Below are 13,429 nucleotides of genomic sequence, written 5' to 3' on the forward strand. Positions count from 1 at the left end.
GTTCCCTTTTTTATGAGCACACGCTTATGGTAAGAGGCGTGTGCTCTTTTTGGGTTTAGTTTAAAGAATATTCGGTGTTTCCACGCTTTGCGTGTTGCATAAAGTTGGACTTATTAAGTAGGGGTGATTTTCCCCTACTTAATTTAGCCCAACCATTCGGGCAATTAGAAGTCGTACATTCCCCACTTTAAGAAGTGGGGAATGTTACGAATTTTTATTGCGGGATAATAACAGAGAAAAGGAGTGTTTATGATGGTAATCATCAAACAGCAAAGGAAACTATTGAAAAAGGAATCTCTCGAAAGTGGATAGTTATGGGAGAAACAGGAAGAGGGCTGATTGACTCATGTTTTCAGTATTATTTAAATTAAAATGGTTTTTTAAGGAAAATAGGAAAAGATATACGGTCGCGCTAATCTTGCTGATGGTGACGAATGTTCTCGTCGTTATTCCACCATGGTTGATTGGGCAGGCGATAGACTCGATTTATACGCAGTCGTTGACGGCTAAATTGCTTGTCGCTTTCATTGGCACCATGATGTTGATCATTATTTTCAATTATGCGATTAATTATGTTTGGCAATACCAGTTGTTCGGCGGTGCTTATGTGATTGAACGGCAATTACGCGGGAAACTCATGCACCATTTTTTGAAAATGAACCCGACGTTTTATGAGAAAAATAAGACGGGCGACTTGATGGCCAGGTCGACAAATGATTTGCGGGCCATATCAGAGACTGCAGGTTTCGGCATTATGACGCTTGTCGACTCAACACTTTACTTATTGACACTTGTCTTAACAATGGGCTTTATCGTGTCATGGAAATTGACACTCGTAGCGATTTTGCCGCTTCCGATTTTAGCGTTCATTATGCAAGTGCTAGGAAAGAAAATACACGAAAGATATATGACGGCACAGCAAGCGTTCGGTGATTTAAACGACAACGTTCTTGAAGCGGTCGCGGGTGTACGGGTTGTTCGTGCCTATGTTCAGGAGCGTGCGAGTGAAAAAGGATTTGCTGATATGACGGAAGATGTTTATCAGAAAAACATGCACGTCGAAAAGATTGACGCACTGTTCATGCCGATTTCAAAGGTGCTGACGGGACTGACGTATATGATCGGTCTCGGCTATGGTGCTTACCTAATATCGATTGGGGATATGACGCTTGGAAAGCTAGTTACCTTCAACGTCTATCTCGGTATGATCGTGTGGCCGATGTTCGCAATCGGTGAACTCATTAACGTCCTACAGCGTGGGAATGCATCACTTGACCGTGTGACGGAAACACTCGAATATGCGGAAGATGTAAAAGATCCCGCTCAGCCGGTGCGTGTCGACCAGCCGGATAGTGTCGGTTTCCGGGATGTCACTTTTACGTATCCGACGTCTCATTCGGTCAACTTGGATGCCATTGACCTTCATTTGAAACGCGGAAATACACTCGGTATTGTCGGGAAAACGGGTAGCGGGAAGACGACCTTCGTCAAGCAACTGTTGCGTGAATATCCGGCAGGGGAAGGGGAAATCGTCTTCTCCGGAGTGCCGCTACAGTCCATGACAAAAGGTCAGGTGAGGGATTGGATCGGTTATGTGCCGCAGGATCATGTCCTATTTTCACGTTCGGTCAGAGATAATATTCTATTCGGACGACCGGAGGCTACAGAAACGGATATTGCGGAAACGATTCGTCTGTCCTATTTTGAAAAAGATCTGGAAATGCTTCCAGATGGCCTAGATACGCTTGTCGGGGAGAAGGGTGTGGCGCTATCCGGAGGGCAGAAACAACGGATATCCATTGCGCGTGCACTTGTGAAAGATCCTGAAATACTAATTTTGGATGATTCGCTTTCAGCAGTCGATGCAAAAACGGAAGCGAAAATCATTGAAAACATACAAGCGGAACGTTCAGGAAGAACTACAATCATTACAACACACCGTCTGTCCGCCATTCAGCATGCGGACTGGATTATTGTTCTTGACGATGGCCACGTCATAGAAGAAGGAACACATGAAGACCTGCTTGGAATGAACGGCTGGTACAAAGAGCAATTCGACCGCCAGCAGATTGGAGAGGTTGAATAATATGACTACCGGCAAACGTTTAGTGAAGTATGCACTTGATTATAAAAAGCTGATTATTATAGGTCTTATTCTTCTTGGTTTCGCAGTGGCAGCGGATCTTACGGGACCGATGATCGCCAAGAAAATCATCGATGACCATATTGCGGGGGCTCCGGGCGGGGGAATCGATTTCAATCCGATTATTAAACTGCTGGCCATCTTCTTCGGGCTTGCCGTCGTCACTGCATTTATGAGGTATTTTCAGTATTTGCTGATGCAAAAAGCGGCTAACCGTATCATTCAAAAGATGCGAAACGACTTATATGAACATATTCAGACATTGCCAATCCGGTATTTCGATAATCTACCGGCGGGAAAAGTCGTGGCACGGATTACAAATGATACGGAAGCGATCCGGAATTTATATGTAACGGTTGTTTCACAATTTGCCATCAGTGGAATGTACATCACTGGAATTTTCATCGCCATGTTCATCCTTGATCCTAAAATGGGGGCAATCACGTTATTCGTCCTGCCGATTTTATATATTTGGATGAAGACTTACAGGAAATTTGCTTCGAAAGTGAACCATATCATCCGGGGAAAAGTAAGTGATATGAACGCGATGATCAATGAATCAATAAATGGCATGACGATTATCCAGGCTTTCCGTCGAGAAAAACAGATGGAGGATGAATTCCAGGAGTTGAATGATGAGCACTTCCGACACCAAAACAAGTTGTTGAAGGTGGAGGCGGCAACGTCACATAATCTTGTCGACGTTATCCGGTCATTGACATTCGTTTTCTTCATCTGGTATTTTGGCGGCGCATCGATGTCCGCTACTAGTGTCATTTCAGTCGGTATGCTCTATGCTTTCGTTGACTATATTACACGGTTATTCAATCCAGTTACGGGTATCGTCAACCAGTTCGCGAATCTAGAGCATTCGCTCGTCGCCGCCGAGCGTGTATTCAAATTATTGGATCGTGAAGGGGAACCGGTGAGCGACGATAAAATCGCACGCTACAGCGGCAACGTCCAGTTCGAAAACGTCTGGTTTGCTTATAACGATGAGGAATTTGTTTTGAAAGACCTTTCTTTCGAAGCAAATCAAGGAGAGACGGTTGCCCTGGTCGGCCATACAGGATCGGGGAAAAGTTCAATCATGAACTTGCTGTTCCGTTTCTACGATGCATCAAAAGGGAAAATTACGATTGATGGCATAAACATCGACGACTTGCCACGCCAGACAGTACGTGATCATATGGGCATCGTTTTACAGGACCCGTATTTGTTCAGCGGAACGGTCGAATCGAATATAAGCTTAGGTGATTTGCGTATTACACGTGAAAAGGTTCAGCAATCACTTGATGCAGTTGGCGGGGATCGTGTTTTGAATCATATGCCGAACGGGATTGATGAGGAAGTTGTGGAGAAGGGGAGTACGCTATCTTCCGGGCAGCGCCAACTGATTTCATTCGCACGGGCTCTTGCATTTGATCCGGCAATATTAATTCTGGATGAAGCGACATCCAATATTGATACGGAAACGGAAGAAATTATTCAGCACGCAATGGATGTACTGAAAAAAGGGCGGACGACATTCATCATCGCCCATAGGCTTTCAACCATTAAAAACGCGGATCGTATTTTAGTATTGGATCGCGGAGAAATTGTGGAACAAGGATCACATGATGAATTGCTCGAATTTGGCGGGCAGTATGCACAGATGTATAAATTGCAGGCGGGGACTTCGAGTAATTCGAAGGTTGACTGACAATAATATGCCGAAAGGGACTTCCGCATAAGTGGGAAGTCCCTTACTAATAGATGATGATAAATTTAAATATACTTTGCCTGTAGTAAGGATTGATTATTAACAATACGCATTTGTTTACATACTAGGTTCAATTTCTACTTCACGGTCGTTTAAAGGTTGAACTGGGCGATGATTGTCCTCGAAGATTTGACGGAATAAATCAATTTGTTCCTTAGACATTTCAATTGGCTGCTCCAAGACGACCCATTGAACTTCTTCTGAACATGGAGGAGTAGTTAAAGAACCTTCATAACGGAAATTTTGCTTGTTTTCCGGTAAAAGTCTCATTAAATCGATTGCCTCGGTTACTTTTACATCTTTAGTTGTTACTTCTTTAGGAAGGAGTTTCCACGATTCTTCTAAAGCGGAGTTAGCCGCACCTTCATTAATCATTAAACCGATAACGGCTAATTCATTACTGGCACTCTTATGTACAAGATGCAGTTCCATATCAAAATTCTGGCCGTTAAATTGGTGTTCGCTCGGAGTATGGAAATGGAATTGAGCTAACTTGTACTCTTCGCCGTCTACGACAATGGAATTATCTAGTGCTGCTGGATTTCCTTGAATCGTATGGCCGTTGTTAGCTAAAGAAAAGTTTGTTGGGGCATAATTAAATTCCAGTTCCCTAACTTCGCCTTCCTTCTCTGTCTTTTCCACTTCGATGTTAATCGGAGACTGTTCCTCGCCGTTCGTACAGACAGCGTTCGTAGGATCTAAATCCGCCCAATATTCCGGACCGGTTTCTCCTTCATAGGACCAGTGAGCTGGTTGAACCTCTGTTGTTTGCTTCTCTTCTTGAACCTTTTCTTCTTTCGGCACATCGGCTGTGTTAGAAGAACAAGCAGCTAGTGATAACAAAAGACAAGTCGACAAGATTGGGAAAATAATTTTTTTCTTCATTTTTTTTGTAGGTCCCCCTTTATTATTATAGTCTATATTAATTTAATATAGATTATATAGTATACTTCATTTGGGAAGAATTTTCATCTGAAGTTAATAATTGGTCATAGATTACTGTCAAAGTGAATGGCGTAAACAAGACCGTACAGCGATCGAATCGGTGTATTTAAGGTTGGTCTTATGTAGCTTAGGGAGCTCTTTTTTTATTGAACTAACGCAACAAGTTACTTAAACAAGAAAAATAAAAAGCATTCTATATTTTGAATGCTTTTTATTTTTATGATAATTAGATTATATACTAGAGTTTGTTAATGTGTTGTGTCCAATACTTTTTCAGTAAAAGTCATAAAGTAATAATATTAGCCTCCCCAAGCCTCTTTTAAAAGCTTCACTCCTTCTTGAATTTCATCAAAGGTAAGATTACTGAATCCAAGTTTAATAATTGCTTCCGAAGAATGATTATCTATGAAATAGATGGAGGTAGGATACACTTTAACCCCATAAAGGGCAGCACGCCCGATTAACCATTCTTCTGAACGATTTAGATGTACCTTAACTAAAACGTACAAACCAGACTGCTCCCCAATAATGGAAATATGTTGTTTGAATTGTTCCTTTAATTCTGAAACTATACACTGCATTTTTCGCTTATAGACGAGACGCATCCGTTTAATATGACGGTTCCATTCTCCCTCTTCCATAAATTTAGCCATTGTAAACTGGCTAAGAAGGGAAGTAGTACTCTCAAAATACTGATAATGTTTTATATAAAGGTCTAAAAGAAATTGTGGCAGTACCATATAACTTAGACGAATTCCTGGAAGAAAGGACTTTGAGAAATTCCCTAGGTAAATCACTCTCTTTGAATCGATGGAAGCAAGTGCCGGAAATGGTTGTTGTGTATAGCGAAATTCACTATCATAATCGTCTTCAATAATATATCCTTTTCTCTTGGTAGCCCATTGAATGAGCTTTTGCCTTTGTTGAATGGACATGCTTATACCCATTGGGCTTTGATGGGAAGGTGTCACATAAATTAAGCGTGACATCATATTTTCTAATTGTGAAAATTCAGCACCTGTTTCATCAACTGGTAAAGTTTCAAGTGTAAAACGATGGAATAGAAATGCCTCTTTTGCTCCATCATACCCTGGGTCCTCCAAGATTACGCTTGGGAAATCATCCTTTAGGATTTGTCCAAGATTAATTAACATTTGCTGTGTGCTGCTCCCAATGATAATTGCATTTGAATCTGTCTTTACCCCGCGAGATTGGAGTAAATAGACAGCAATTTGTTTACGCAAACACATTTCACCAAAAGGGTCCCCGTATAGAAAACTCTCCTGTAATGTCAGTACTGAATTACTAATTCTTCTCCACGCTTTTAGAGGAAAGTTCGTTTGATCTACAGCCCCTGCTTTAAAATCAACGAAAAATGTTGTCACCGGCTCAGTTTGCTTGCTCGGAATAGAAATGGCTTCCTCCTGAAATAAATGAGGCTCTAATTCATTAACAAAGTAGCCTACTCTTCCTTCTCCCCGTATATAGCCTTCTGCCACAAGCTGATCATAAGCCATTAATGTTGTATTACGACTGACGTACAGGGAATCAGCCAGTTGACGTATGGATGGTAATTGTTCGTTTTCCGGTAGGTCCCCATGCTCAATTAATAATTTAAATCGTTCATATATCTGTTTGTATTTGGAAGAGTAATCGTCTAAAGCAAAAATAATATTTTTCATTATAAATCGCCTCTGACATGTCTATTTTATTTAAATTGTACCTTTTTATATGTCAACTATTATATTACTATGTTGAGTAACCGATATCCATAAGCTTTAAAAATAATCAGAAAAATAGTAGGAGGGAATTCGATGCTAACTATTGCTGAGTTGAGCGCATTTATTCTGGTAGTCTTCGGATTGTTTTTAATACCAGGTCCTGCTGTCTTGTTAACGATCACTCGATCGGCTCATGAAGGGACCAAAACAGGGATTATAACCGGTCTAGGCATTGCAACAGGTGATTTCATTCATGTGTTAGTAGCAGCTGTTGGATTTTCAGCTATTCTTATGACTTCTACTGCCGCTTTTACTATTATAAAAATCACCGGAGCAGCGTATTTGTTATATATGGGTATTCGGACGTTATTGGCAAAAGCATCATCAATAAAAATGCCTGATGTTGTACAGGAGTCACTACTTAAAGTTTACAGGCAAGGAATATTGGTAGAAGCCTTGAATCCGAAAACAGCACTTTTCTTTTTAGCTTTATTTCCGCAATTTGTCAATGCAGAGAGCGGTACAATCGTAACGCAATTTTTAATTTTAGGTGTAATATTTGTTGTATTAACTGTTATTTATACAACGATTTTAGCCATCTTTACTGGAACAATTGGACAATTAATCAAGCGGGGGACCGGAATAAATAGGTGGGGTCAAAAAGTTTTAGGTCTGCTTTATATCGGTCTAGGCTTGCAAGTATTACTCCTAGGTTCATAATCGTTTTTTGAAGATTATAAGAACTCCTACTAAAGGTTTCAGTAATTCATTTTAAAATAAAAGGAGCACGCTATTATGTATATTCCAAAGTATTTTCAAGTCACAAATATTAATGAAATTATAGAATTTATTGAGAGGAACTCATTTGCTACAATAGTTACAACTAAAAAAGGGAAACCCATTGCTTCCCACCTTCCATTAGGACTTCATAAACATGGAGAGGATTATTATTTAACCGGACATATGGCATATGGAAATCCTCAATGGAGAACATTTGAAACATGTGACGATGTTCTAGTCATATTTCAGGGACCACATGGTTATATTTCTTCTTCATGGTACGAGCATGAAAATGTACCCACATGGAATTACCAAGCAGTACATGTATATGGCCAAGCGAGTATAGTAGGTGAAGAAGAGTTGAAACAAGATCTATCAGAGCTGCTAGAGAAGTATGAAAAGCAACGTGAAAACCCAGTATTATGGGATAAGTTATCGCCTCAGCTATTAGAGAGTCAACTAAAAGGGATTGTTGGCTTTAAAATAAAAGTGCAAGAAGTACAAGCGGCTTATAAATTAAGTCAGAATCGAAATGAAGAGGATTATCATAACATTATTGAAAAATTACAAGAAGAAGAAAATCTAAATTCCCATCCATTGGCAGAAGCGATGAAAAAGATAAAAAATAAGGGGAATTGAGAGGTTAGTTTGTGAAGATTTTCACTTAAAATAACGGGTGCTTTACTTCAAGAAGAAGTAAAGCTTTTTTTCTTATTGAACGAAAGCGGTAGGTTAGTTTATTAAGAAACCATAGACACCGATGAAAATCAGGTAAATTCACCTTGGAAGAGTCTAACTGTTGTATACTTATTTACTTAGCAACTCTATTGAAAAAGGCAAAATTATCGAAAGGTAATGACGCAAAACCACAGGTCTAAAGCATTGAGCTACGATGGCTGGGTTGCCGGAAGGAGTAAGGAAAGTAATTGAATAGAAAACGTTTTATATACTCATTAGTCTTTTTATTTACTGTTATCCTTGTTTTTATTGATACGATTTTGACCGAGGAAGCGAGTGGACATTATCCATTTATATGGTCACTCGCTCTTATTCCCATTATTTATATTATAAATATGTATCCTAAATGGAAAGTAATTATAGGGTCTGGAGTCTTTTATAGCTTTTTGAAGTACACGACAGAGTTTAGTCAGAAAATTAATCCTAGTAATAGCGAGATAAATGCACTTATTTTAGGTTCGCTCATTAATTGGTCTATTGCTCTAACTATGGGATACTTCATAATCAAATCACATAAATTATTTCTAAAAGTAGAAGAGCTGACCATTATAGATTCATTAACTGGTGCTTATAATCGAAGATATTTAGAACTTTTTATGGAAAAAAGTATTCCTATTAGTAAAAGGACGAACAGTTCATTAGTTTTTATGATGGTAGACATAGACCATTTCAAAAAAGTTAATGATAATTATGGTCATCAATGTGGGGATCAAGCTCTTAAGCATACTTCAAGTATTATTAATAATAACGTAAGAAACACTGGTGTATTCGTTCGTTTTGGCGGAGAAGAATTCGCAGTTATTCTGCCAAACACCGATGTTGCTGAAGGGCTGATAATAGCAGAACGTATACGTGAGGCTGTAGAAAAATCAGAGTTCATTTATAAAAGTGAACGTATCCATTTTACAATCAGCATTGGCGTATCTATTTACAATGGTGAGAACGTAGAGGAGTTTATAGAGAAGTCAGACAGTGCGTTATATAAAGCAAAAGAAAACGGTAGAAATCAAATAGCAATTAATTGATAGAACTTTTGCTACTAATTATTTTGTAGGAGCTTACGATTTTGAGTGAAAACTCTTTTTTCACTAACTAGGTGATCGAATGATTAGTATGACCTTTTCCAATGATTTGTGGGGAGGCATTCCCGAAGCGGATTGTTGGCATTGAAGAAACTTGAAACGTGGAATAACAAAACTCCCTGCACATCGTATGCAGGGAGTTTTGTTATTGGCCTCTTTTAAATTGCGTTTCTTTCCAAGCATTTTGCTCGTTGGGAACCCGGCTTTTATCTTCAAAAGTATTTTCGGTTTTTTGGTCCTGTACTTTCAACTGTTCCTTTTCTTTACGCAACTCTTCAGGGGATTTTTCTTTACTCATACTGCGCCTCCTTATTCGTCATGAAGCGTAGTATTCCCGAAGTTATCAAAAATCAGTCGTAAACGTGAAAAATCATCAGTTCATGAATCATTTTTTTCAAATTATCCTCTTCGGGCGGCGTTTCCCCGGTCCATTCGATAGTCCCATCAGGCAAATAGTCCCCTGTATATCTCTTCGTACGGAAGAAAAATGAAAATGTCCATCCCGGTAATTCTGTATTGTCAAACATCGGTTTGAAACTGAAATGCTGCAGCATATGAATAACTCCTTTCATAAGACGTTGTCCGAACGCATAAAATCAAGAAAAGAAAGCGAAAGGGTGCTGACTTGTTTGTGGATAAGTTAAAGCAGGCCATTGAAGCCGAGTACAAAGATTATTATTTTTATAAATCCATGCACGGCATGACAAACGATCCGCTTTGGCAAGACTTCCTCACACATATGTATGAAGACGAAAAAAGCCATTATGAAATGTTCCAACAGCTCTATTATATGATGACCGGGGGATTTGTACAAAACCCTAAGAAACCTTTACCGTGTTACAACTTGAAAGAGTGTGTCCAGCGTGCGCTGGTAAACGAGCTTGAAGGAGTTGAATTGTACAAGGAAATGCTTCTTACTGTACCTTTTCAACAAGCATATAATCCATTATTCATCGCTATGCACGATGAAATGGAGCATGCGATCCGGATGTCGACGATGTACAGCGCACTTTAGATAAAGTCTTCGGATTTTTCCGTTCGGTTTTGTTCTGGTATAATTGGAACTTAACAACACGGAAAAAGGTGAAAAAATTGGGTTTTATATGGACTTTGTTATTCATGGCCTTTATCGGCGCGCTAATCGGGGGATTCACAAATCATCTTGCGATTAAAATGCTGTTCAGACCGCATGAAGCGAAATATATTGGGAAATACCGTTTGCCATTCACGCCGGGGCTGATACCGAAACGGCGCGATGAATTGGCGATGCAACTCGGCAAGACGGTAACGAATTATTTATTGACCCCGGAAACGTTCAGGAAGAAATTTTTGACGCCCGACATGGAGAAGAAAGCGGAGAATTTCCTTCAGCAGAAACTTGAGCAACATATCCTTCTCTCCAAGAAATCACTGAATGACTGGCTTGATATTGCCGGTGCGACAAATGTCGCGGAGAAAGCCGAACGGAAAGCGTTGGAGGTACTTGATACCCAGCTTAACGCCGTTCGTCTAAAATTGACGACGGGATCGGTAGAAGAGGTGCTACCGCAAAAGTGGCGGGTTGAGGCAGCAGGACGCATTCCCGATGTGACGGCTTATATTTTAGGCAGGTCTGAACAATATTTTGAATCGGATGAAGGAAAAGCGATGTTTCGCAAAATGATTGATGATTTCCTCGCGTCAAAAGGTACATTTGGCAACATGGTGAACATGTTTTTTGGAGAATCAGAATCACTTGTTGGAAAAGTGCAGCGCGAAGCATTGAAGTTTGTCGCGGCACCGGGCACTTTTGATTTAGTTAACACAGTCATACTTAAAGAGTGGGAAAAACTTCAAAAACGGCCTGTAGAAGAACTACTTTCTGGTTTTGATTGGGATGGATTGTTCGATTCAATCCGGTCCTATGCAAAAAAAGAACTTGTTTTGGAGGAACGCTTGAATAAGACAATTAGCGATTATTGGCCGCAAGGGGCGGAATGGACAGCTGTCAATGTAACACCGGCGCTGACCGGTTTTGCATTCAAACAAGCCGGGGATCAGCTGGAGATTTCGCTCCGCAAATTAAAAATAGATGATATGGTTAGAGAGCAAGTCGATACGTTTCCGGTCGCGGTACTGGAGGATCTCGTTCTTGGGATTTCAAGACGGGAATTCAAGATGATTACCGTACTTGGAGCCTTGCTTGGTGGTATAATCGGAATCGTTCAAGGGCTTATCGTCTTTGCGACAAATTTATCCTAGGGGGACTTTACATGACAGTGAACATTTACGATGATTTAAACAATTTGGAAGCAACATTCCGAAAAACAGCAGAATTTTTGGAAGTACAACAAGCGGTTGAAGATGTAAAAGCGGATAACGATTCACTTGAATTGTTCAAGAACTTCCGTAAAATCCAGTTGAGTCTTCAGGAGAAACAAATGCAAGGTGAAGAGCCGGTTGCTGAAGAACTTGAATATGCTCAAAAAACAGCACAACTCGCACAACAGAATCCGAAAATCATGAAAATGCTCGAAGCGGAAATGAAGCTGAGCGGCTTGATTGAAGAAGTGAACCGTGTTCTTATGAAACCGGTGCAGCAACTATACGAATCCATCTGAAACCGGCCTAGGCCGGTTTTTCTTCTTTCAGGGATGAAATTTGTTATACTGTACGGTAAGTGCTAATTTCGAAAACAATTAACGGATTTATCAATAGAAAGTTGGGTACCTATTATGCAAAAAATCGTCATGAAAGATAAATTCGAACAAGGCTGGATCAGGATGTTCACGCATCTTGCAAATCTTTTTTTCGAACAGTCAAAAGTAGTCGAAGAGGACGATGAAGATGCGATATACGCAAACTTGACGCTGGAGCGGACGCCTGATGGACAACTTGTCGGGAAGGCAATCCTGACGTGGGACGGCGTTGTTTATTCTGCTGAGTTTTCTGAGACAGAAGAAACTGGCGATGAAAAAGTGATTACCCGTCAGTTAAAGCGGATTTATTCACATGTATTTCTTGAAACGCTTGAACAAGCAACAGGGATGCAGCAATCGTGGGGAATTCTTACCGGGATCCGACCGATGAAGCTCTACCATAAATACCGCCGCGAAGGACATAGTACCGAAGAGGCTCAGCAATTGTTGAAGGAACGCCACAGACTTTCAAGTGAAAAAAGTGAGCTCCTCGCAAAAATTGCGAATGTGCAGTTGCGTACAGTACCCGATCTACATGAGTTGAAAAATGAAGTGAGTATTTACATCGGCATCCCGTTTTGCCCGACAAAATGTGCGTATTGCACATTCCCCGCTTATGCAATTCACCGTAAAAATGGACGGGTTGAGTCGTTCCTTGACGGGTTGCATGATGAAATCCGTGAAATGGGAAAATGGCTGACAGAGCGGGACATGGGCATTACGACAATTTACTTCGGCGGTGGAACTCCGACTTCTATAGAAGCGGAAGAAATGGATGCGCTGTATGAAACGATGTACGCTTCATTCCCGAACATGGATAACGTCCGGGAAATCACTGTGGAAGCGGGACGTCCCGATACGATTACCCCCGATAAGATCGATGTGCTGAAGAAATGGGGCATCGACCGGATCAGTGTCAATCCCCAATCGTATACGGATGAAACATTGAAAGCGATCGGCCGTCATCATACTGTCCAGGAAACGGTTGATAAGTTTTGGTTGTCGCGTAATATGGGGATGAAAAACATCAATATGGACCTTATCATCGGTTTGCCGAATGAGGGCATCGAGGAATTCAAGCATTCACTTGCAGAAACTGAAAAGATGCAGCCTGAATCGCTGACAGTTCATACGTTGTCCTTCAAACGGGCATCTGAAATGACCCGCAATAAAGACAAGTACAAAGTAGCAGACCGTGGGACAGTCGAGCAGATGATGAAACTCGGTGAAGAGTGGAACGCAGCAAATGGCTATGAGCCGTACTATTTGTATCGACAAAAAAATATTTTAGGCAACCTTGAAAACGTAGGCTATGCTAAACCTGGTGAAGAAAGCATCTATAACATCATTATTATGGAAGAAGTGCAGACAATCATCGGTGTCGGATGCGGGGCTTCAAGCAAGTTCATTGATCCCCGAACGGAAAAAATAACACAGTTCTACAATCCGAAAGATCCTGCGGCCTATATTTTGACATATGAAGACTCGATTCAGAAGAAATTGGCTCATCTTGATGCAATTTTTCCGGAATCTGTTAAAAAATAAAGGGTTTTTCGAAAAAACACCGAATCTAGGAAGTG

Annotated in this window: 13 protein-coding genes and 1 riboswitch; of the genes, 9 read left to right on the plus strand and 4 right to left on the minus strand. The window is 40.6% G+C overall.

Annotated elements, in window-relative coordinates:
* Positions 1-346: 346 nt before the first annotated feature.
* A complete protein-coding gene (locus HDC33_RS13930; RefSeq protein ID WP_179393174.1) occupies positions 347-2,086 on the plus strand; it encodes an ABC transporter ATP-binding protein in 1,740 nt (579 codons plus the stop codon).
* A gap of 1 nt (position 2,087) precedes the next feature.
* Positions 2,088-3,845 (plus strand): ABC transporter ATP-binding protein, encoded by a 1,758-nt coding sequence (locus HDC33_RS13935; protein ID WP_179393175.1) that lies wholly within the window; start codon positions 2,088-2,090, stop codon positions 3,843-3,845.
* 117 nt (positions 3,846-3,962) lie between these two features.
* Here the strand turns inward: HDC33_RS13935 and HDC33_RS13940 are convergent, their stop codons facing one another.
* A complete protein-coding gene (locus HDC33_RS13940) occupies positions 3,963-4,790 on the minus strand; it encodes a carbonic anhydrase (RefSeq protein ID WP_179393176.1) in 828 nt (275 codons plus the stop codon).
* A gap of 359 nt (positions 4,791-5,149) precedes the next feature.
* Positions 5,150-6,532, minus strand: coding sequence for a MocR-like pyridoxine biosynthesis transcription factor PdxR (pdxR, locus tag HDC33_RS13945; RefSeq protein ID WP_179393177.1), 1,383 nt, complete (start codon positions 6,530-6,532; stop codon positions 5,150-5,152).
* 132 nt (positions 6,533-6,664) lie between these two features.
* Between pdxR and HDC33_RS13950 the strand changes: the two genes are divergently transcribed.
* The 3 genes from HDC33_RS13950 to HDC33_RS13960 all read left to right on the plus strand — a co-directional run bounded on the left by HDC33_RS13950 (position 6,665) and on the right by HDC33_RS13960 (position 9,114).
* On the plus strand, positions 6,665-7,291 hold the full coding sequence (locus tag HDC33_RS13950; protein ID WP_179393178.1) for a LysE family translocator: 627 nt from the start codon (positions 6,665-6,667) through the stop codon (positions 7,289-7,291).
* 75 nt (positions 7,292-7,366) lie between these two features.
* Positions 7,367-7,990, plus strand: a complete 624-nt coding sequence (locus HDC33_RS13955) for an FMN-binding negative transcriptional regulator (protein ID WP_179393179.1) — start codon at positions 7,367-7,369, stop codon at positions 7,988-7,990.
* Between the two features lie 186 nt (positions 7,991-8,176).
* Positions 8,177-8,260, plus strand: a riboswitch (cyclic di-GMP riboswitch).
* A gap of 17 nt (positions 8,261-8,277) precedes the next feature.
* Positions 8,278-9,114: a GGDEF domain-containing protein gene (locus HDC33_RS13960; protein ID WP_179393180.1), complete on the plus strand. Its 837-nt coding sequence runs from the start codon at positions 8,278-8,280 to the stop codon at positions 9,112-9,114.
* Positions 9,115-9,316: 202 nt separating this feature from the next.
* Here HDC33_RS13960 and HDC33_RS13965 read toward each other — a convergent pair whose 3' ends face one another.
* Entirely contained in the window at positions 9,317-9,469 is a 153-nt protein-coding gene (locus HDC33_RS13965; protein ID WP_179393181.1) for a hypothetical protein, read from the minus strand.
* A 52-nt stretch (positions 9,470-9,521) separates the two neighbouring features.
* On the minus strand, positions 9,522-9,725 hold the full coding sequence (locus tag HDC33_RS13970; RefSeq protein ID WP_179393182.1) for a YheE family protein: 204 nt from the start codon (positions 9,723-9,725) through the stop codon (positions 9,522-9,524).
* 77 nt (positions 9,726-9,802) lie between these two features.
* Between HDC33_RS13970 and HDC33_RS13975 the strand changes: the two genes are divergently transcribed.
* From HDC33_RS13975 to HDC33_RS13990, 4 genes are all read left to right on the plus strand, one after another.
* Positions 9,803-10,186, plus strand: a complete 384-nt coding sequence (locus HDC33_RS13975) for a ferritin-like domain-containing protein (RefSeq protein WP_370457480.1) — start codon at positions 9,803-9,805, stop codon at positions 10,184-10,186.
* 68 nt (positions 10,187-10,254) lie between these two features.
* Entirely contained in the window at positions 10,255-11,412 is a 1,158-nt protein-coding gene (locus HDC33_RS13980) for a DUF445 domain-containing protein (protein ID WP_370457481.1), read from the plus strand.
* A gap of 11 nt (positions 11,413-11,423) precedes the next feature.
* The gene (locus tag HDC33_RS13985; RefSeq protein ID WP_179393184.1) at positions 11,424-11,771 is read left to right on the plus strand and encodes a YlbF/YmcA family competence regulator; all 348 of its coding nucleotides are present in this window, start codon (positions 11,424-11,426) and stop codon (positions 11,769-11,771) included.
* 114 nt (positions 11,772-11,885) lie between these two features.
* A complete protein-coding gene (locus HDC33_RS13990; protein ID WP_179393185.1) occupies positions 11,886-13,394 on the plus strand; it encodes a coproporphyrinogen III oxidase in 1,509 nt (502 codons plus the stop codon).
* Positions 13,395-13,429: the final 35 nt, after the last annotated feature.

Origin of the sequence: Sporosarcina sp. JAI121 (genome assembly GCF_013408665.1) — a bacterium.
Classification (GTDB): domain Bacteria; phylum Bacillota; class Bacilli; order Bacillales_A; family Planococcaceae; genus Sporosarcina.